This is a genomic window from Halohasta sp. A2 (assembly GCF_056175805.1).
Genome location: NZ_JAQFWV010000007.1, coordinates 36188 through 57265, shown reverse-complemented (window position 1 = coordinate 57265; position 21078 = coordinate 36188). Strand labels below are relative to the sequence as shown.

Annotated in this window: 19 protein-coding genes and 1 pseudogene; 11 read left to right on the top strand and 9 right to left on the bottom strand. The window is 59.9% G+C overall.

The window, feature by feature from the left end:
• The first annotated feature begins 116 nt into the window (after positions 1-116).
• Entirely contained in the window at positions 117-1568 is a 1452-nt protein-coding gene (locus O2S87_RS03800; protein ID WP_475407475.1) for a sulfatase family protein, read from the top strand.
• A 585-nt stretch (positions 1569-2153) separates the two neighbouring features.
• The gene (locus O2S87_RS03795) at positions 2154-3983 is read left to right on the top strand and encodes a right-handed parallel beta-helix repeat-containing protein (protein WP_475407474.1); all 1830 of its coding nucleotides are present in this window, start codon (positions 2154-2156) and stop codon (positions 3981-3983) included.
• A gap of 297 nt (positions 3984-4280) precedes the next feature.
• Here O2S87_RS03795 and O2S87_RS03790 read toward each other — a convergent pair.
• The 3 genes and pseudogenes from O2S87_RS03790 to O2S87_RS03780 form a co-directional block, all read right to left on the bottom strand.
• Positions 4281-4444: pseudogene (locus tag O2S87_RS03790) on the bottom strand (RNA-guided endonuclease TnpB family protein); the annotation flags it as partial.
• 95 nt (positions 4445-4539) lie between these two features.
• Positions 4540-5508: a PGF-CTERM sorting domain-containing protein gene (locus O2S87_RS03785; protein ID WP_475407473.1), complete on the bottom strand. Its 969-nt coding sequence runs from the start codon at positions 5506-5508 to the stop codon at positions 4540-4542.
• A gap of 190 nt (positions 5509-5698) precedes the next feature.
• The gene (locus O2S87_RS03780) at positions 5699-7216 is read right to left on the bottom strand and encodes a sulfatase (protein ID WP_475407472.1); all 1518 of its coding nucleotides are present in this window, start codon (positions 7214-7216) and stop codon (positions 5699-5701) included.
• Positions 7217-7343: 127 nt separating this feature from the next.
• Here O2S87_RS03780 and truA point away from each other — a divergent pair, with 127 nt between their 5' ends.
• From truA to O2S87_RS03755, 5 genes are all read left to right on the top strand, one after another.
• Positions 7344-8192: a tRNA pseudouridine(38-40) synthase TruA gene (gene truA / locus O2S87_RS03775; RefSeq protein WP_475407471.1), complete on the top strand. Its 849-nt coding sequence runs from the start codon at positions 7344-7346 to the stop codon at positions 8190-8192.
• A 153-nt stretch (positions 8193-8345) separates the two neighbouring features.
• Positions 8346-10145 carry an oligoendopeptidase F gene (pepF, locus tag O2S87_RS03770; protein ID WP_475407470.1) on the top strand — a complete coding sequence of 600 codons (1800 nt, stop codon included), beginning with the start codon at positions 8346-8348 and terminating at the stop codon, positions 10143-10145.
• 141 nt (positions 10146-10286) lie between these two features.
• Entirely contained in the window at positions 10287-11510 is a 1224-nt protein-coding gene (pan2, locus tag O2S87_RS03765) for a proteasome-activating nucleotidase Pan2 (RefSeq protein WP_475407469.1), read from the top strand.
• A gap of 66 nt (positions 11511-11576) precedes the next feature.
• Positions 11577-12056, top strand: coding sequence for a pyruvoyl-dependent arginine decarboxylase (locus tag O2S87_RS03760; RefSeq protein WP_475407468.1), 480 nt, complete (start codon positions 11577-11579; stop codon positions 12054-12056).
• Positions 12057-12135: 79 nt separating this feature from the next.
• Complete coding sequence (locus O2S87_RS03755; RefSeq protein WP_475407467.1) at positions 12136-12510, top strand: DUF5811 family protein; 375 nt, start codon at positions 12136-12138, stop codon at positions 12508-12510.
• Between the two features lie 117 nt (positions 12511-12627).
• On the opposite strand, the gene O2S87_RS03750 is transcribed toward O2S87_RS03755, so the two are convergent.
• The 3 genes from O2S87_RS03750 to O2S87_RS03740 form a co-directional block, all read right to left on the bottom strand.
• Entirely contained in the window at positions 12628-12837 is a 210-nt protein-coding gene (locus tag O2S87_RS03750) for a DUF8015 family protein (protein WP_475407466.1), read from the bottom strand.
• 95 nt (positions 12838-12932) lie between these two features.
• Positions 12933-14720: a translation initiation factor IF-2 gene (gene infB / locus O2S87_RS03745; RefSeq protein ID WP_475407465.1), complete on the bottom strand. Its 1788-nt coding sequence runs from the start codon at positions 14718-14720 to the stop codon at positions 12933-12935.
• A gap of 161 nt (positions 14721-14881) precedes the next feature.
• A complete protein-coding gene (locus O2S87_RS03740) occupies positions 14882-16735 on the bottom strand; it encodes a cation:proton antiporter domain-containing protein (protein WP_475407464.1) in 1854 nt (617 codons plus the stop codon).
• Positions 16736-16855: 120 nt separating this feature from the next.
• Here O2S87_RS03740 and O2S87_RS03735 point away from each other — a divergent pair, with 120 nt between their 5' ends.
• Both O2S87_RS03735 and O2S87_RS03730 read left to right on the top strand, forming a co-directional pair.
• A complete protein-coding gene (locus tag O2S87_RS03735) occupies positions 16856-17101 on the top strand; it encodes a PRC-barrel domain-containing protein (RefSeq protein WP_475407463.1) in 246 nt (81 codons plus the stop codon).
• Positions 17102-17104: 3 nt separating this feature from the next.
• Positions 17105-17563, top strand: a complete 459-nt coding sequence (locus O2S87_RS03730; protein ID WP_475407462.1) for an NOB1 family endonuclease — start codon at positions 17105-17107, stop codon at positions 17561-17563.
• Positions 17564-17589: 26 nt separating this feature from the next.
• Here the strand turns inward: O2S87_RS03730 and O2S87_RS03725 are convergent, their stop codons facing one another.
• From O2S87_RS03725 to O2S87_RS03715, 3 genes are all read right to left on the bottom strand, one after another.
• Entirely contained in the window at positions 17590-18318 is a 729-nt protein-coding gene (locus O2S87_RS03725) for a CPBP family glutamic-type intramembrane protease (RefSeq protein ID WP_475407461.1), read from the bottom strand.
• A gap of 122 nt (positions 18319-18440) precedes the next feature.
• Complete coding sequence (locus O2S87_RS03720; protein WP_475407460.1) at positions 18441-19730, bottom strand: glucose-6-phosphate isomerase; 1290 nt, start codon at positions 19728-19730, stop codon at positions 18441-18443.
• Between the two features lie 4 nt (positions 19731-19734).
• Positions 19735-19857: a hypothetical protein gene (locus O2S87_RS03715; RefSeq protein ID WP_475407459.1), complete on the bottom strand. Its 123-nt coding sequence runs from the start codon at positions 19855-19857 to the stop codon at positions 19735-19737.
• Between the two features lie 48 nt (positions 19858-19905).
• Between O2S87_RS03715 and O2S87_RS03710 the strand changes: the two genes are divergently transcribed.
• Both O2S87_RS03710 and O2S87_RS03705 read left to right on the top strand, forming a co-directional pair.
• Complete coding sequence (locus O2S87_RS03710; protein WP_475407458.1) at positions 19906-20475, top strand: DUF8056 family protein; 570 nt, start codon at positions 19906-19908, stop codon at positions 20473-20475.
• A gap of 55 nt (positions 20476-20530) precedes the next feature.
• Complete coding sequence (locus O2S87_RS03705) at positions 20531-21007, top strand: DUF5812 family protein (protein WP_475407457.1); 477 nt, start codon at positions 20531-20533, stop codon at positions 21005-21007.
• The last annotated feature ends 71 nt before the right edge of the window (positions 21008-21078 follow it).

Genomic DNA, 21078 nt, shown 5'->3' with positions numbered 1-21078 from the left:
CCGACGCTGACGATCGGTTTCGGTCTCCGTTTTTATACATCTCCAACGGCCTGTGATGTTGACATATCAGTCGAACGGACACCTGACCTTTAGCCTCGGGGGTCGAACTCGGGGTCATGTCTTCCAGTCGACCGAATATCCTCCTTTTGCTGACCGATCAAGAGCGTGCTGACCTCGTTGTCCCCGATGGCCTCCCGGTCGAGACGCCGAACGTCGACCGACTCCGCGCCGAGGGGATGTGGTTCGACTCGGCGTACACACCGACCAGCATCTGCACAAGTGCCAGGGCCTCGTTGTTAACCGGTCTCTACCCACACGCACATGGCCTGCTCAACAACAGCCACGAGGCGGATGCGATTCGGACTGATCTCCCCGAGGAGCTGCCGACGCTGGGCGAACTCCTCACCGACGCTGGCTATACCAACACCTACCTCGGGAAATGGCACGTCAGCCACAATCACACGCCCGGCGATTTCGGCTTTCGGTACTTCGGTGGCAGCGACTACCACCACGACAACTTGGATGTGGCGTTCGAACACTACCGGGAATCACAGGGAGTCAGGATACCCGAAACCGAAGTCGAAGATCGGATCTACACCGATGGTGACAGTGGCGACCGCACACTCGTTGCCGGAACTGACCCGGTCCCGGTCGAGGCCTCACGGCCCTACTTTCTGGCCGAGCGAACGATTGCTGCGCTCGAACGCTGGGTCGACGATGGGAGTCCCTGTTTTCACCGTACCGACTTCCTCGGGCCACACCACCCCTATATTGTCCCTGAACCCTACGCCTCGATGTACGATCCGAGTGAGATCGAGCCGTGGCCGAACTACGCCGAAACGTTCAACGGGAAACCGCGTGTCCACGAACAGTATCTGCAGTATCGCGGCGTCGAGGGCTTCGACTGGGAGACGTGGGCCGAGGCGGTCGCCAAATACTTCGGTTTCATGACGCTTATCGATGACCAGATCGGCCGGATTCTCGACGCACTCGACGAGCGCGGATTGGCCGACGAGACGGTCGTAGTTCACACCTCGGATCACGGCGACCTCACGGGTTCCCACCGGCTGTTCAACAAAGGGCCGATGATGTACGACGAAACCTACCGAATCCCGCTGGTCGTTCGGTGGCCGGGCGTCGCAGAGCCCGGCAGTCGGTCGACCGAGTTCGTCCGTCTCCACGATCTGCTGCCGACGTTTCTCAACTGGGCTGACTGTGAGATCCCCGAGGGTCTCCACGCCCGAAGTATCGACCCGCTCGTTCGGGGTGAGACGCCCGAGGACTGGCCCGAGTCAGTGTACGCCCAGTACCACGGCGACGAGTTCGGGCTCTACTCGCAGCGAATGGTCCGAACCCACGATCACAAGTTCATTTATAATGGCCCGGATCACAACGAGCTCTACGATCTCCGGGCTGATCCACACGAACTCCAGAACCTCGTCGACCATCCGGGCTACGCCGACGTGCGCCGGGAGATGGCACAGCGGCTCGTCGACTGGATGAATCGGGTCGACGATCCGCTGCGAAACTGGGTGCCGAACACCTTACAGGCAAGCGATTCGGAGTGAGACGGGGCACCGAATCCAGTAAGTGCTGCGTAGATACTATATAAATAGATCCCAAATCTGCTATCAGGCTCAACCCAATACCGATGTGGTATGTAACTTAGTTCCAATTGCGTAGTTTGTCGTTACTTCAATCACGCTTCGGCCGCCCAGATAAATCACTGTCTACTCGGTCCAGTAGGAACAAGTTACTGACCGGTTATTCGTCTTTTGATGACGTGCTTGCAGCGGCCGACTGGCCATCAGTCGGTCGACACAGAGGCCGAAAAAGCACGAGGGCAGTCTGCTAACGTGCGAATACTGCTCCAGCATTGTTCGCACAGCGCATTGGTAGCCGACGCCATCTCTCCGAGAAAGCCAGTCTCGAACCCGGTTGACCGGCGCGGATTTTCCCCGAGTATCAGTACGGTTTTCACCAGTATAACTGACCACTTGCGAGACTGGTAGTAGTTGTCAACTACAGAACACTGTCGGTTTGGTACTGATTATGTGTCGATCTGTAGTTGACTGATAACAATACGTGTCTCTGAAAGATTATCTGTTACTCTCTGACCCCGAGCGCATCCATCGCGGGCTGGAGGAAAAGCCATGTCCGACGAAACCAACATAACGAGACGAGCGAGCCTCAGAGGAATCGCAGCGACCGGCGCACTCATTACCGGAACCGGCATTAGCGCCGGGACGGTCAGCGCCGGCGAGGAAAAAGGAAAGAAGGTCAGCAAAATCGAGTTTGCTGACTGTCACTCGATGGCGGTCCACCTCAAAGACGACGTCGACGAGGTCCCGATCACGATCAGGGCCTACAACGCCGACGGCGAGCGCATTGAGAACATTCATCAGACAGTCTCCTCAGGCGCGACGATCCCATACAAACACTGGGAAGCGTTCTACGACGGCGACCACGACAAAAAATACGATGATACAGACGACTACGAAAAAAAGAAAAGTGATGACTATGAGAAGTGTATCTGTGAGGAACACGACGACGAACACGAAAAAAAGGGGGACGAAGATAAGTACGTCTGGACGTTCGACATTTTCCAGTTCTACGAGCGCGCAATAGACGCGGGCGACAAAATTCTCTCGGTCGAAGTCGATGGCGAACGAACGAAAAACACCAACGAGTGCGCGAAGAAGTACTCCAACGACTACGACAAGAAAGGCGAGGTCGACACAGACGATATCGGCCTCGTCGCGATCTGTGTTAACAGCGAGCAGAACACTGCACGCTTCCGCGTCGACAACTGGAACAAAAAGGAAGTAACCGTCCAGTACGACGTGTACAACACAGACCGTGGTGGCGATATCATGGTCGAGCCGAAAAGCACGACCTACTTCGACGTCGAAGCCTCCGGCTCGGGCGGCGAGGCAACGGTCAGACTGTTCTACGACGGCGAACTAATCGACACCAAGGCAAGCAACACCCAGCGCGAATGTGTCTCCAAAGACCAAGTCGGCTTCAGTGTGAATGATGTCGATCTTTCGAAGCGTGCCGTCGAGTTCTACGTTACCAACGATACCGACTTCGACAGGACGTTCACGTACTACGACAGCGTGACCGGTGCCGCAGGAACGATCACGGTCGAGAACGATACGGTTAACGCTGAAACCTTCTGGCTACCGACACGGACCTGTACGGCTTCGGTCACGCTGTTCTACCAGGGCGTTGCCGTGGCTACCGCGTCGAACGAAGCCCAATTCTCGGGGCCAGTCATCAACAAAACCCAGCGCGAGAGCTACGAGACGATTCAGGACGCAGTCGACGATGCAGACGAGGACGACACCATCGTCGTCTGCGAGGACGAGGATCTCGGACGAGATCAGGTAACGATCGACGTCGAAGGACTCACGCTCAAAGGGTTCGACAAACCTACTATTCGACTCGCGCACGACTCTGACAACCCTGGCTATCCGGTGTTCAATGTTGTTGCCGATGATGTCACCATCGAAGGATTCCACATCGAGCGTGTACTCACTGGTACGAACGACCGAGGGCAATTTATTGGCCACGGTATCAAGATTGGTGGATTCGAAGCAGAAGGTGGGGATAACGCAACAATCCTCGACAACAAGATCGAACTCGTCGACGAACAGGACCTCGACAATGACGAAACAGACGAAAATATCATGTTTGGGGTTGGCGTCATCGAACCCGATGATGATGGGTCGATCGAAACGGCGAGAATAGCTGGCAACACGATCAAAAACTTCGATGTCGAACCGTTTGATGGCGACTTCGAAAACGCCGGAATCAGAATCTTCGATGCCGAAGAGGGGGTTGTGGTTAAAAAGAACACGCTGAAAGACAACGAGTGCGGCATCCTCTACCTCGAAGATCTCGAGGACAACGTCGAACTCGACGGTAACGAGTTCGAGGATAACGACGAGGACATCTGTCCAATCGAATTGGATAACTAAGCCAACCACAGTGTCGTCGGTCGAACTCCGTCGACCGACACCGTACCGTTGTCTCCATCCCTTTCTGTTGATTCTTTTCTTTCGATTGTAAGCGACTGATCGGCGACCCCGTTTTGAGTCTATTGCTCTGTTTTGTGGTCTAACTACGGTTTGGTTTCCTTACTGGCCTGCTCGTAGTGACATCCCCCGCGCTAATGCAAGAGGATTTCCGAGTGTTGAGATTATACGATTCCAACCCACCTGTTCATTCGGAACGAAGCGCCCCGAGGTTTGATTGAACAGGTAGGATGCTGGCTATGCCAAACGATCGGTACTCATGTCCCCGGCAGAAGGATTTTGAGCCATTTATCTACGAATGTTACTGCACCGTTCACCTCTACGTTCGTCATTACGCTATACGACCCACAGACATACTGTCCACGTTCCACACGATTCACATCGCGCTTCCGACCACAACACGAATCCGAGAATACGTTTCATCGAGAGCGCTTATTACCGAGAGTGAAGCTGCACACTGCTTTGGTGAGCGTTATCGAAAAAAGAGACTGCTGAATTGTTATTCGTCTCTGTGACGCGCCACTACTACCAGCGCGATAAGTGCAACAACCGTTCCAACGACACCGAAACCGGGGGCTTCCTCGGCGGGCGTAGGCTCTTCGTCCGAGCTGTTCGTCTCGTTTGTCTCGCTGGAGTTGCTCTGCGTACTGTTCGTGTCAGTTTCGGTGGCTCCGTTTTCATCCGGCTCAGTGCTCTCGTTTTCGCCGTCGGTCGACTCATCCGTGTCTAACTGCAACACGACGACGACCTGACCGTGCGAGGCGTCTTCGGTGTACGTCCAGCCGCCGCCAGCCTCTTCGTAGGAGGTGGCGGCGTCGATTGGATCGATATCTGTCTCCCACGTGTCGCCACCCTTCTGGATGTAGCCGACGACATCGATCCGGTCGGCGTGCTCGCCGTCGACGCTTGCCTCGCCGTACTCGATTGTTTCGTCCGTATCCGGTCCGTGGAACTCGATGCAGTGGCTGTCCATGTAGCCGTCACCCTGGCCGATATCGTCGGCGGTGCCGAACTGATCGGCGTCGAGCGGGCGGTCGTAGTGCTCGGTGAGTGGGTAGTCGACGGTCATCGGATCCGCACTGCTGTGCCAGTCGATCGCCTCACTGGTCGGCACCGTGACGCTCGTGTTCGGAACCGTTTCGCCGACGATCGGTTCGCCCGCCTCGTTGAGCAGAACGGTACAGATCTTTCCGGAGCCGTCACCGAGATACGGATCGCGGTACTCGTCACGTGGGTTCTCGTAGCTCACCCACCGTCCATCTTCGGCTTCGGCTTCAAAATACTCGTCGCCGGGCTCGGGAGCCGGCTCCTCGTAGGCCTCTTCGGTTACATCATCCGAACTGTTGTCGGCTTGCGCGGTCACTGAGCCGGCCATCAGCGCGCCGAGAGCGACGGTGAGACCGAATAGCAACAGCACACAGATAACTGTCGTTCGACTACTCTCCCAGCTGCGTGTGTATTCTGACATGGTAAGGGGTTCTGACACTACTCCGCTTGCGGTCGACTCGATGGAGATCGGTCGACATCGATGAGAGTGGTTGTGTCAGATCTCCCTACACTGATCTTTCCTTTAGCTATGGTTCGAATACCAGATAGTAGAGGCTGTATACCAGTCGAACAGGTTTCAGTAGTATGAGAACACTCACTTTTTCGAGACGTTAGAGATAGCCTAATTCGGCGAGGCGCTGTTCGGTCGACGCGCTTATTTCGATGGTTGACCCGGAGGTGTGTTCTCGGTCGACCGTGCTGAGCCAGTCGTCTAGCTGTGTCCTGTGGCGTTCGGCGAGGTCGGGTCGCTGGTCGAGACGGCTGCGGTGTTCAGTGTCGTCGGATGCGAGATACAGCCACTGGCTTCCGTCCGATCCAGTGATGTAGGTCGCCGCGTCGGTCCGGATCGACCGGAGCGACCGGTCGAAGGCCTTGACACGCTCGGGTAGCTCTCCGAACCGGGCTTCCAGCGAGTCGACTGAGGGCTGTGGTTCGATATGTTCGGCGTACACCGCCTGGCGCGGTGGCGATGTCGACCGTGGATGAAACGAGCGTCCCTGCGCCTGCTGAGCCAACGCAGGCGCTGAGACACCCGTTTCAGCCAGCAGTGTCGGCACCAGATCGAGCAGTTGAACGAACTCGTCGCGTCGACCTCCATCGCAAAAACTTCCGCCAGTAAGGACCAAGGGCACGTGGACAACCGTCTCGTGGAGGTTGTACTGGTGGCCGAAAAAGCTGTACTCGCCGATATTTTCACCGTGATCGCCGAGGATGACGACGATCGTGTTCTCCCACTCGCGGCTGGCCTGCAACGACGCACGGAGCCGCCCGAGTTGTGCATCGACATACGCGAGTTCACCCCGATACAGACCTCGGAGGAGCTCAAACTCCCGCTCGGAGTGCTCGTACTCGCCGACATCGAACGCTCGGGGATCCTGTCGGAGCTGAAGTGCCTCGGCCACCTCTGACGACGAGAGGAACTGCTCGGCGTACTCGCGGGGGGGATCGTACGGAATATGCGGCTCGATGTAGTTACAGAACAGAAAAAACGGCTGTCGACTAGCGCCTCGGCCCCGGGTAGCCAACCAGCTATCTATCCAGTCGGTCGTTCTGGCAGCTCCGTCATCACTACACAAGTACCGTTCGTAGGCGACGTTCGCCACCGTGACTGCAGGGTTCCCGGTAAGTATTTGGTCTCTAAATGCAATTAGTCGTTCTCTAAGGCCGTGAGCGCGAACAATCGCGCCGGTGTCGACGTCGGATTGGAGATACTGCCACCCTTTTCGAAACCGATCGAAGCCACGGTCGAAGCCGAACTCGCTTGTGATCCAGCAGTTGTTTGAGACGCCGACCGTTTCGTAGCCTGCCGACTGGAAGGCCTCCGGGAGTGTTTCGTGGGCCGTATCGAGATAGGTATGGCCACCGTGGGCTCCGTGGGCGGCGGTATAGAGACCCGTGAACAGCGAGGCGTGAGACGGAAGCGTCCACGGGCTACTGGTGTAGGCGCGGGTGAACTCGGTGCCGCTGTCGGCCAGCGAGGCGAGCGTGGGTGTGAGTCGGGAGTCCGCGGGTACTGTCTCTCTGGCGCGTGCAGTATCCATGACGACGAGAACGACGTTCTGACGGTCGTCCCCGTCGCCGGAATCATGGAGCGCTGCTGTCTCGGATGCACTGTTGTCGGGGGACATGGCATATAATCTACGCCAACTCGCCGTAAGGCAGTAGTTGCCGAACAGTATCCGGATGTTCGTGGTCGACAGCGGCTTCAACCCTCTCTCACGGGCTTTTTAAGCCGTAGTCCCCGACTAATCAGCGATGCGTGCGTTTCGTCTGGCCTACGACGGCCGACCGTTTTACGGCTTTCAACGCCAGCCAACTGTGCCGACCGTCGAGAACACGCTGTTCGATGCCCTCGGCTCGCTGTCGGTACTCTCAGCCGACGCCACCAAACCGACTGGCTACGCGGCCGCGGGCCGAACCGATGCCGGGGTCTCGGCGCTCGCCCAGACGGTCGCCTTCGAGTGTCCCGACTGGCTCCGACCTCGGGCGCTCAACAGCGAACTGCCTGGGACGGTTCGGGCGTGGGCCAGCGCTGATGTCGACCCCGAGTTCCATGCAACCCACCACGCCGTCCGCCGGACCTACCGCTACTATTTATATGCGCCACGGAGCGAGGCCCGGAGTCTCGACGGTCGACCACCGATTGACGAACGCCAAGCAATGGCGGCGCTCGATGGGCTCTGTGGGAGTCACGACTTTTGCAATCTCACACCTGACGATGACGGAACCAGACGTGGGCTCTCGGGTCGAATCCACCGAGAGCGCGAGTGGCTCGTAATCGAGGTCGCCGCCGGGGGGTTCGCTCGCGAACTCGTCCGTCGGCTCGTCTCGGTGATACGTATCGTCGCAAGTGGCGAGCGACCGCTCGCGTGGATCGACGAACTGCTCGGCGCTGAGCCGATTGAGCACCGACCGCCACCGGCCCCGCCCGAACCGCTGGTGCTCACCGACGTTCAGTATCCTGGCGTCAAGTTCGAACCCGACCCACAGGCAGTCGACAGCACGGTCGACGCATTCGGCGAGCGCGCTGTCGAGGCGCTGGCAACTGGGAGAGTCTCGACGGCAGTCGTCGACCACATTAGCAACACCCTAAACAACCGATAATCAGTCTTTGTGGCCGAGTAGGCGAAGGTTACTGGCCGAACTGAGATCGGTTGCTTTCGTGTGGGCTCGGTATTGGTTAAATAGAGACCCGTCGACTGCGACGAAACCCGTCGAGTAACAAGATTTACACCTGCTGTCGGCCTTCGGTCGGTCATGAGTACGGTTCCCGAACGGTCAGAGATTGCGACCGAAGACACGTGGGCGCTCGAAAGCATCTTCGAGTCGGACGAGGCGTGGCACGAACAGTTCGAGACGATTTCCGGGCGGATCGACGAACTCACCGCCTACGAAAGCGAGCTCACCGAGAGCCCCGAAACCCTGCTGGAACTGCTCGAACTCCGTGAGGAGATCATGCGCGAAGTCGCCCAACTCTCCGTCTATGCCAACCTTCGAGCCAGCGAGGATACTCGCAATCAGGAGTACCAGGCGTTGTCGGGCAAGGCACAGGCGCTCTCGTCGGAGGCCTCAAGTGCGACATCCTACATCGAACCGGAACTGCAGGAACTAACCGATGAAGACGTCAAGGAATTCGTCGACGCTGAGCCAGCGCTCGCCGAATACGAGCAGTTCTTTGACGACGTGCTACGGGCGAAGCCCCACACTCGCTCACCCGAAGTCGAGGAACTTCTGGCGGAGTTGGGCGAGGTCACCAGTTCGCCGAGCGAAATCTACTCGATGCTGGCGAACGCCGACATGACGTTTCCCACCGTCGACGATCCTGACGGTGAGGAAATCGAGATCAGCCAGGGAAACTTCACGAAACTCCAGAAACACGAAAACAGAGCCTTCCGAAAGACGGTCCACGAGCAGTTTTACGACGAGTGGGAGACCGTCCGCAACACGGTCGGTACCTCGCTGAAAAAGCAGATCCGAAAGGACGTCAAGATCGCCCGGGCTCGAAACTACGAGACGGCCCGTGAGGCCGCCCTCGACGGGCCGAACGTCCCAGTGGCGGTGTACGACACGCTCGTCGACACCGTCCGTGAGAACCTCGATCTGCTCCACCGCCACGCCGAACTCAAAGCCAACGCGCTCGGCGTTGACGACCTCCAGCCGTGGGATCTCTACATGTCGCTGACGGGCGACGAGGGGCCAACCGTCGAGTACGAACAGGCCAAATCGTGGATTATCGAGGCGGTCGAGCCGTTAGGCGACGCCTACCAACAGCGAATGGCCGAGGGTCTGGAGAGCCGCTGGGTCGACGTCTACGAGAACCGCGGCAAGCGCTCGGGGGCGTTCTCGTCGGGGACCTACGACACCCAGCCGTTCATTCTGATGAACTACCAGGACGACATTTCCTCGATGTTCACACTCGCCCACGAGTTGGGTCACTCGATGCACTCGGAGCTGTCGGCCGACGCCCAGCCGTGGCACGACGCGGGCTACGAGATCTTCGTCGCCGAGGTCGCCTCAACGGTCAACGAGACGCTGTTGACCCAGTATCTACTCGAAACGGTCGACGATGACGAACTCCGACTGCACGTGCTTGACGAGTATCTCGAACGGTTCCGGTCGACGCTCTTCCGACAGACAATGTTCTCCGAGTTCGAACAGCAGATCCACGAACATGCGGAGGCCGACCAGCCACTGACGCCCGACATCTTCGACGAGTTGTACGGCGATCTCAAAGCTGCCTACTACAAGCCAGCCGAGGTCGACGATCACATCACACGCGAGTGGCAGCGGATTCCCCATTTCTACTACAACTTCTATGTCTACCAGTACGCGACCGGGATTTCGGCGGCGGTCGCTATCGTCGAGGGGATTTTACAAGGCGGCGAGGCGGGCGAAAAAGCTGCCGCAGCCTACCGTGAGATGTTACGTGCGGGCGGGAGCGTGTATCCGATCGAAGCGCTTGAACTCGCCGGTATCGATATGACGACCGCCGAGCCGATCGAATCGGCGCTCTCGGTGTACGGCGAGTATCTCGACCGCGTCGACGAGCTCCGATAGGCGTCTTTGATGGCTGAGCGTCGGTAGGAAGGTCCTACCGAACGCCTCAGAGTTCCATTCTCGACTCTTTTGCCGTACCCGGCCGTGGCGTTCGCGAGACCCAAAGGCACATTTAACTCCGGCTCTAATCGCTGACAACAAATGTCACGTAGCCCATCGCTTCCCGACCGTCCACGGCTAAATCTCGATCCCGAAATGTCGACAGCCGAGCGGCTTGAGGCGATCCAACAGCACTTCCGTCGACTCGTGGAAGTAAACGAGGAACTCGACGAGCGGCTTACCGAAGCCAGCCAGCAACGCACGCGTCTTCGACAAAAAGTCTCGAAACTCAAAGACAGAAATGAGGCGCTCAAAACGTCGGCGCTCTACATCGCCAGTGTCGAGGAACTGACCGACGACGGCGGCGTCATCATCAAACAGCACGGCAACAACCAGGAGGTACTAACCGAGGTTTCGCCGGGGCTGTATGCCGAAATCGAAAACGGCGACCGCGTCGCGATCAACGAATCGTTCGGCATTCAGCTCGTACTTGATGATGAAACCGACTCGCGAGCCCAAGCGATGGAGGTCACCGAATCGCCCGATGTCCGATACACCGATATCGGCGGCATCGACGACCAGATCCAAGAGGTCATAGAGGCCGTCGAAGATCCGATCGAGAACCCCGAACAGTTCGAAACAGTCGGAATCGAACCGCCGTCTGGTGTCCTGCTGCACGGTCCACCGGGCACCGGCAAAACGATGTTAGCCAAAGCAGTGGCCAACGAGAGCAACGCGACGTTCATCAAGATGACCGGCTCCGAACTGGTCCAGAAGTTCATCGGCGAGGGCGCGCGGCTGGTTCGGGATCTGTTCGGGCTCGCGGCCGAACGGGAGCCAGCGGTCGTCTTCATCGACGAGATCGACGCCATCGCCTCCCGGCGAACGGACTCGAAAACCTCCGGCGACGCCGAGGTCCAACGGACGATGATGCAGCTGCTCAGCGAGATGGATGGCTTCGACGACCGCGGCGAGATCCGAATCATGGCGGCGACCAACCGGTACGACATGCTCGACGAGGCCATTCTCCGACCGGGGCGGTTCGACCGGCTCATCGAGGTTCCCACCCCCGGTCCCGAGGGTCGACGGAAGATCCTCGAAATCCACAGCCGAGAGATCAACGTCGACCCGGCGGTCGACTTCGACGAACTCGCCGACCAGCTCGACGATTACAGTGGGGCGGATATCGAGAGCCTGATCACCGAAGCCGGCATGTTCGCGATCCGAAACGACCGAACGACCGTCACCCGCAAAGACATCGACCACGCTCGCGAGAAACTCGACCGCAACGAGACCGACGACGGCGTGGTTCGCTACCAGTACTGAGCGCCGACCGGGACTTGTCGACGGCGATCCGTAACCGATTACCGCTGTCGTCACCGTCAATCGGTAATGAATACTATTTATTTGGCGGGTGGCGTTGGCGTCGCACCGACCGAGATGTCGGCCTACGACGCCGCGCTTGCCGACGCGAATCTCCACAACTACAACCTGATTTCGGTCTCGTCTATCGTCCCTGCCGACGCGGAGCTTCAGGTCGTCGACGAAGTCCCGGATCTCGGCCCGGCGGGCAACCGACTCACTGTCGTCCAGGGGAAAGTCGTCGCTGGCCCCGACTCCGAGCACGCGGCGATCACGACCGGCATCGGCTGGTCGACCGGCCCCGGTCCGGGGTTGTTCTACGAGGCCTCCGGCACCGACCCGGAGGCCGTCGAAAGCGAGATTCGCCGCGGGCTCGACGCCGGCGCTGAACTTCGCGAGTGGGACCTTACCGACAGTGATCTGTTGGTGTCAAGCGCCGAACCAGTCGACGATGCGTGGACGGCGGTGGTCGTGCTCGCAGCCTACGGCGAGAGCGAACCGATCCTGTGACCCTGTGGAGTCGTTGAAACGCCGTTGTGACCGCCGACGCCTTTTTACGACCGTCGAACCAACTGTTGGTATAATTCACATGAATGGAAACTACACCGGGTCTGGGGGATCACCGGTCGGTGGCCAGTCGGCGAGTGCCGACGAGCTATCGTGCGGACAGCGCGACGCACTCCGCGTCGCCGTTGCAGGCATCGTTGCCGAAACACAGTCGTATCTCCCCGAGGGCTACCAGGTCGGCTCCGAACTCACCTACGCGAGTGGGGCGACTGCCACCGTCGCGGTCGACCCGCCAGCAGGCCATCCCGTTACGGCTGGCTACTCGCCGGATCCCGACGAGATCGACAGCGGGCTCGATGCCGAGACCCAACACGAGGTCGCACAGGGGCTCGCGGCGAGTGCAGTTCTCCAGGTAATGAATGCGGTCGGTGACGGAATTACCCCTACCGGGCGGTAATCCACACAGAAACAGGTCTATTTCTTACTTGATTCGGTGTTGTTTACCACTGAGCGATGGCTCGCGCCGAGTCGGCTCGTAGTCGGTCGGAATCGATTTGTCACCGGTCGGCGTCGACTAAAATTGACCAACGGCGTACAGACAGTAGCTGACGAGCAGCCCCGCCAGCGCGGCACCGACACTGATTCCGACGAACAGCGGAACCGACAACAGCAACGCGCTCACCGCGCCTGCGAGTAGTGATACTGGAATCGCCGCCAACAGGAGATCGAACTCGGAAAACTCGCGCTCGAAAACCGTCCGTCCAGATTGTAGCTGTGGCTCCATTTCTCGATTCACCCACCATGGATATTGGTGAGTATGCTACGTATTTGTAGCGTTGGATAGCCGACTCGTCTCGTTGGATTGGTGACTCCGTATCGTCACTTGCCCCAGAACGGATCGCGTTTCCGGCGCTTATTTAAATAACCCGAGAGCGCTTCGAGTTCGTCGGCGGGAATCTCGTCCGACAACTCTTGTTCGAGGATCTTGGCGTGTTTTTCGGGGAGCTCAATCCAGAGTTCGTCGCCCTCGTTGATCTGTCGACCCACCGTCGGTCCGTCGATCGCGATACTCACTCGCTGGCCGGCTCGGGCCTCCGAGACGTCGTCGCCTTGCAGTTGAATTCCCGACAGCTGGCCGACACGGGTCGGCTCGTTGTTCTCGAACGTCGCGACGTTGGTGTTGTTTTTCACCGTCCCCGACATGATTTCGACGCCGACGACCGCCGGATCCGATTGGCGGAAGGTGTGATCCTGGAGGATCTGGAACCGTGCAGGCCGGATGATCTTGTCGAGAATCGTCTCCTGTTGGCTGCGTTTCATCTCGTCGACATACTGCTCGTATTCCTCGATGAGCTGATAAATCACGTCGTCGTCGAACAGTCGGACGTCCGACTGCTCGAGTTCGCGCTCGGCGTTCGCTAGGACGTCGACGTTGAACCCCAAAATCGCGGTGTGTTCGGGTTCACGCGCGGTGCCAGCGACCGCGACGTCACGGGGGGCGATGTCGCCGACCTCGGCGCGAAGAATCGGAATCTCGGCTTCTTGGAGCGCGTTTGCCATCGCTTCGAGGCTGCCGAGGGTGTCGGCTTTGACGACGACGCCCTCTTCTTCGGTGTCGACTTCGATCTCGGCGAGTTCGGCTTTGACCTCAGCTATTACCTCTTCGACCGGTCGGTCACGGACCACTCGCACGGGTGCGCCGGCGATTGCGGTATCCAGATCCGGGGCAGCGATCTTGACACCGGCGGCTGCACCGACGCTGTCGACGCGCTCGAAGCGTTTTTCGACGCGTATCTCGGCGTTCGGTCGGGGCTGCAACAACGCCCGAATCTCGGTGACGATCGGCTCGTTGCTCGCCCCGACGACGATCCTGTCGCCCTCGCGGATGATGCCGTCGTAGACAACCACATCGAGTGTGGCTCCGAATCCCTGTTCGTCTTTGACTTCGAGCACCGTCCCCTCGCCGGGGCCGTCGACGTCGATCTCCATCTCGGCTTTCATAAAGCGCTGCGACAGACCCATCAGGACGGCCAAAACGTCGGGAACGCCCTCACCGGTAAGCGCCGAGCAGGGGACGACGCCGATGTTCTTCTGGAAGTTCTGCACGCGCCAGTAGAAGTCAGCCGAGAAATCCCGATCCGACAGCTGGCCGATGAGTTCGTAGAGGTTCTCGTCGAGCCGACCGCGTGCCGCGTCGCTCTGGCCATCGTAGCTGGGTTTGATCGGCGAGTTCTCGACTGGGTTCCAGCCGGGCGTCGTGTCGACCTTGTTGGCGGCGACAACAAACGGCGTCCCGGTGCGCTGGAGGATGTCGAGGGCTTCCTCGGTTTGGGGTTGGAACCCATCATTTACGTCGACGACGAGAATGGCGATGTCGGCGAGCGCGCCGCCGCGCGACCGAAGCGTCGAAAACGAGTGGTGGCCCGGTGTATCGATAAACAGCAGGCCGGGCAGATCGAAGTCGGTCGGGTCGACGAGGCTGCCGGCCATCTCGGAGATGGTTTCGAGCGGGACGGCGGTCGCACCGATGTGCTGGGTGATCGCCCCCGCTTCGCCGTCGCTGACCGCCGAGCCGCGGATTTTGTCGAGGAGACTGGTCTTGCCGTGGTCGACGTGGCCGAGAACGGCGACGATGGGTGTGCGCAGTGAGTTGGCTTGATCGGACATGGATAGAACCTCAAAAGGTCGTGTTACCGAAAATCAGTGTGGCGTCGGTGTTAAGTGTTTCAACTTCCCATCCACCGCAGTCGACGTCCCGTCCCATCGCAGTCGACGCCAGCGTCGGGTTGGTGGGGTGTACGACGGTGGGCTGGCGGAGTTGTGACCGATCAGCCTCTGGGATGGAACCGTCTCACCGCCCCCTCGACGGCCGCGCGTCGACCGAGGAAGGTGACGCGGTCGCCACGGTCCAGTTTCTCGTCCGCGGTGGGAACGTGCGTTTCCTCGCCGCGGCCGATGACGGCGATGATACAGCCGTCGGGAATCGCGCTGTTGATCTCACGGACCGTCTGTCCGGCCAGATCATCGGCGGTGAGTTCGATCTCTTGGACGTCGTGTCCCTCGCCGATTTTCGTCATCCAGTGGGCGAGCTCCGGCCGTTCGATCTCGTTGTCGATCGACCACGCGGTCGCCTCCGAGGCGCTGATGGCGGTCACATCGAGCGATTCGAACGTCTGGACGTTCCCTGGCTCGTTGACCCGCGCCAGCACGTCGTCGACATCGAACTTCGTGCGGGCGATTTGGGCTACCAGTAGGTTCGTATCGTCGTCGCCGGTGACCGCGACCACCCGTTTGGCACCCAGAGTTCCAACCGCTTCGAGTACGTCCGTCTCGGTGCCGTCGCCCTGCCGAGCCGTGTGGCCCGCTTTTTGGAGCGCGTCGACCGTCTCCTGTCGAAGGTCGACGATGACCACGTTTTCGCCACGGTTCTCCAGTCGTTCGGCGAGCATGCGGCCGACGCGGCCGCCGCCGATGAGGATTGTTCGCATTGGTATCACATCGAGTGCGGTTGCGATCTGTCGAGCCAGACCGGCTTGCAGAAGAACGGTCGTGAAAATAACCAGAAAGACGGTGCCAGCGAGCACCTGCGCCTCGTCGAACTGTCCGGCACCCTGGAGTTCGATCGCGAACAGGGTCGCGATGCTGGCGGGGATGATCCCGCGCGGGCCGACGAAGCTGAGAAACAGCTTTTCGTCCGTGCTGAACTGCGGATCTCGCGCCGAGAGCCAGACGACGATCGGTCGGATGACGACTGTGAGCGTGACAACGACTGCAATTCCGCCGAGGCCCAACCCCAACAGGGCGTCGAACTCGATCAGAGCAGCGAGCGCGATGAAGACGATCGCGAGCACGATCAGCGTCAGGTCCCGGGTGAACTCGGCGACCGGCTCTCGGTGAGGCATTGAGAGATTGCCCATCAGCAGTCCGGCCGCGGCGACCGCCGCCACACCGGTTTCCGAAACTAGCGCCTCGGACGCACCGTAGGCCAAAATCACCGCCGAGAGCACGGTGAGCCGGGCGACGCGGGGGGCATCGTCGGCCGGAATCTCCATCCAGACGAGCAGTGAGCGAATGCCGAGCGCGATTGCCACGCCGACCCCCACGCCGATCGCCAGGCGAGTCAGAAAGCCACCGGGCAGCGCCAGCGGCGTCGATTCGACGACCAGCGTCTCGAAGACGACGATCGAGAGGATCGCGGCGGTCACGTCGTTGAAAATTCCCTCAGCTTCGAACGTCGTCTCCAGGTGTTCGCGGACCGTGATGACCTCCATAATGGGTGTGATAACCGTCGGCCCGGTGGCGATCAACAACGCGCCGATCAACAGCGAGATGCCCCAGTCGGTGCCGAGAAAGACGCGAACGGCGACGGCTGTCCCGACGAACATCGCCAGCGCGCCAGCGGTCGTCAGGCCGGTGATCGCTTTCGGGGCCAACTGGAGTTTCTCGCGTCGAAGCTGAAACGCGCCGTCGAAGACGATGACTGCCACGCTGAGTCCGACAACCGTCGACAGCCCGTCGCCGAACGTTTCGGGCGTGACGAGCCCGATTCCAGCGGGGCCCAGACCGACACCGATCAGGATCAAAAACAGCACGCTCGGCACTTTGAGCCGTTTGGCCAGCACCTGTGCCCCGATGCCGAGCGCCAGGATTATCGCGGTGATGGTGAGAACACTGGATGACACAGATATGACTTCTCAGTCGTGATACCGTATAATCGCTTTGTTGATCCGGTCGACCGCTATTTAAAGGAACGTCAGACACTGCCCGTGGCGTTTATATGATTCCGACTAATTAGCGAGTATATGGTAGACATACTCGCTGAAAACCTCTCGGGGAAAGCGGTGATGGGCGCCGATGGCACCGAGCTCGGTGACCTGTACAACATTACGATGGAGATGAAAACCGGCGGCCTGCGCAGCCTGCTCGTCGTTCCCAACGAGGGGATCTCGGCACACTCGTCGGGCTTCGAAGCCGACGACGCCGGTCGACTCAAAATCCCGATCAGCACCGTTCAGGCCGTCAAAGACTACATCGTCGTCTCTCGCTAACGAATGGAAATTCTCGACACGTCGGCTTTTATTCACGAGTATCACACTGATGACGACACAGCCTCGGTGCCACAGGTTCACGAGGAGTTAGAGGGCGAACACGCCTTCCGGTTCGATGCCGAGGAGGGTGCCGGAATGCACATTCACATTCCGGCCGACGGAACCGTCGAAACGGTCCAACGCGCCGCCACCGAAACCGGCGACGCCGCCGAACTCTCCGAAACCGATCTCCTGTTGGTTTCGGCGGCGTTCGAACTCGACGGCACGCTCGTCACCGACGACTACGCGATGCAGAACGTCGCCGAGCGATTGGACGTCGACGTCCAAGTGATCGCCACTGACGGCATTACCGAACAGCGCGAGTGGCAGTTCCAGTGCAGCGGCTGTGGCCGGACGTTCGACGACAACCACGATCGGTGTCCGATCTGTGGCAGTGACCTCTCGCGGAAAAACCCGGCCTGAGCCGACACGCTATTGTGCGCTGGAATTCAGCCCAGCATGCCGATCTCATTGAGGTACAGAATTATAAACAGTGTCGCGTTGTAACTGCCGTGAACCACTGCTGGGACGACGATGTTCCGGGTATAGTCGTACAGAAACCCGAGCAGAAACCCGAGCAGCCCGGCGATGACGGCATACGAGAGTTGGGCCTCGAAACCACCACTGATTGCCGGAATATGAATCAGCCCAAATAACACGGTCGCGCCGACAATTGCGGGCCATCGGCCCCACGACTGGCGGAGTCGACCCTGCACCGCCCCTCGAAACAGGAGTTCTTCGACCGGGCCAACGACCAGTAGCGAGACGGGGATCATCGCCAGAAAGTAGGTCGGCTCGCCAAGGCCGGCGGTGACAGCCTGGTTCGTTCCGGGCGAGAAGCCGATCAACCGAAACAGCACGTTGACGAAATACTGACCGCCGAGCAGGACGATCGTTCCTGCCGCGATCAGTCCGAGGCTTCGACGATCCGGAACGACTGCCCTGATCAGCCGCTCGGAGTCGACGACCCGTGCGTACCAGAGGACGACAGCCCCGAGGGCGACGAACTGGCTCACCGTCAGAATGATGTCTCCAAGCGTCGAGCCGAGTCCGTCTATAACCGGTGAGATCGCCGTAACCGCTAGAATAGCGGCGAGATACGCACCAAAAATCACCAGAATAACTTCACCGATATGCTGGAGTCGACGGTCCATTGTCGCCTGTGGTTGCTGGTCCATCAGTTGGGCTCGTATACGCCTGGCTGCCTGTTAGGCACACCGATATGCACAGGCTGTGGCTGGGCACGCCGGTCTCTCCTCGGGCGAACGCATCGGTGTCGACGCCTTCTTTCAGTCTGTATTTATATATAGAACTCGCGTTTGTCGGCGACGGCGTCGGCTTCGGCGAACTCGCCGCCACCAAGCAGTCCGCGAGCGGCCTTCTTGCCCCACTCGACGGCCGGTTGGGTGAACGTCGACACGCCGGCGAGTTCGCCGTACATCACACAGGCGACCTCCATCCCGTAGAGGAGTTCGCCGATTCCGTGGGCGTCGACCGCGTCGACTTCGATCCGGACGTTTGGCCGATTCTCGGCAGCCAAACTCGCCTCGGTCGCCTCGAACTCGGCGTCGAGCAAGTCGCCGAGACCCGCACCGCCGAGATACGACAGTCCCTCCAGATCCGTCTCGGGGATTTCGATATCGTTGCGTTCGCGTGGACGAACGAGCGTGACGAGTTTGTCGCGCGGGCCAGCGCGATACAGTTGAAGCTGGGAGTGCTGGTCAGTCGCGCCGAGTGCACGGGCGGGCGTCTGGCCCAATCCTTCCTTCCCGAGGCTTTCGGCCCACAGTTGGGCGAACCACTCGGCGAAGTATTCGAGCGATTCAGTATAGGGCATCATCGCATTGGTCAGCGCACCGCGTTCGGCGAGCGCGTAACACACCGCGCCGTAGGCGTAGGCTGGCGAGTCGTACAGCGACCCCGAGAGGGTCTCCATCTCGCTTCGGGCTCCCTCGACGACGCCCTCAATGTCGAGGCCCTGGAGTGCGGCGCAAGCCAGCCCGACCGTCGAGAGCGCCGAGAACCGACCCGGCACCCCGTCGGGCACTTTCAGCGACGGCAGGTCGTGTTTGTCGGCCAGATTCCGGAGGTTACCCTCGTCGCCAGTGGTTACAAAAGTCTGGTCGGTCCAGTCGACGCCAGCGTCTTCCATCGCTTTGCGGACGACCAAGAAGTTCGCGAGCGTTTCGGCGGTCGTCCCCGACCGGGAGACGACGTTGAGCACGGTCTCGTCGAGGGCAAGCGAATCGAGGAGTTCGGTCGTCTGTTCGGGGTCGACATTGTCGAGGAAGTGTGCGTCGACGTCGGTCTGGTCGGCGAGGGCGGCTGAAATCGTCGCCGCACCGAGCGCGCTGCCGCCGATGCCGACCGTGAGCACGGCTTCTGGCGTGCCGAACCGTTCGAGCGTGGATCGGATCTCGTCTGTGTCGACCGTGTCAGGGAGATTCAGCGCGGCGTAGCCGTGTTCGGCGGCGTCGCGTCCGTCTTCGATACGGTCGTGGGCGATAGCGACGCGCTCGTCAAGTCGGTCGAGGGTTGCTTCGGTGAGTCCGGGGCTGGTCTCTAACGCGTTTCCAATATCCAGATACATACCCCTATGGGCGGTCGGCGGGGGTAAAATCGTTGCCGTCTGTTCGGTCGATAAGCTGTTCTCGCGGTCGGTCGGCACTCCACATACCGAGAATTCCCAACGGATTGTCGACCGGAAACCAGTCCATCGAAGGGAATCCAATGCTGTTAATTCGGCTGACACCCAACCGGTGACAATGGCAGACGGCTACCGCGGGCTGTTTGGCGCGTTCCCGTACGCCTATCGACACGGCGACTCGTTGTTTTTTCGACTGTATGTGGTCGGTGGCACGCTCGCCGCGCTGTTCGTCGGCGGACTGTTCACGCTCAGTCTGATCGTGTGGATCGGCGAGACGGCTGGTCGACCGGGCGGTTCGCTGACCCTCTCGCGAACGTTTATCGCGGTCGTCGGGCTGTTCGCAGCCGGCCCGTTGATCGCCCCGATTCTGCTCGTCGCGCGCAAGCACCGCAAAAAACTGGCCTATCATCCCCGATACGACACGATTATGGCCGCACTCGGCATCGGATTTCTGCTTTCTCTTTATTTGGCAGCGATCATCTCGATGCCCGAGTGTTTCGAACTCGACGGCGAGACGGTGTGCCGTGATCCAGCCAGTGGCGTGTTCGGACCGCTGGTGAACCTCATGTACCGGCTCCCGCAGGCAGCCGCAATCGGCCCGCCGGTGGCGATGATGGCGGTGATGGCCGCCAGCCACGCGCTGTTGTCGGGGCGGCTGTCGACCGGCGCAACTGACTCGCAGTCGTGACTACACAGCAATCAATGACGAAACGCCGATACCCACGCAGGTCGACCACCCTTTCATGACGCACTCCGAGTCCAAGACAAGCACGTTTCTGGTGACTCACGCGGACGCCGACTCAGCCGTTCTCAAGGACGTTCACGACGGTCAGGTTCACACCGTGACCACGAATCCCGGTATCGAGGTCGACGACGCCATCGAGGGAACCGTCTCGCCCGACCCGCCGCTCGACGTTTCGTGGCAACTCACCGAGGTCGACGAGCGCCGACCGCTCTCGATCGACGAGAGCCAAGAGCCACCGACAGTCCAAGAACGCGAGTTGGCCGCCGACCAGTCGGTCGGCGAGCTCGCACGCGAACCTCGCGCAGGGATCGGTGAGATTCACGTGGTGACCGTCCCCAAAGACGGCACCCGCGAAGCGGTTTCGGACGTTATCGAAGACCGTGAAGCCACGCTCTCGCGGGCCGCACGACTGGGCGTTAACCGAGTCGAGATTCGGTCGGAACCCGGTGTGGTAAGTATCCGGTACCTTCCGTGAGTATTCGACCTTCTCGCTGATTGGCGTTGGCAGTAGTCGACGCCTAATACTCTCTGTCTTCGACATGAGAA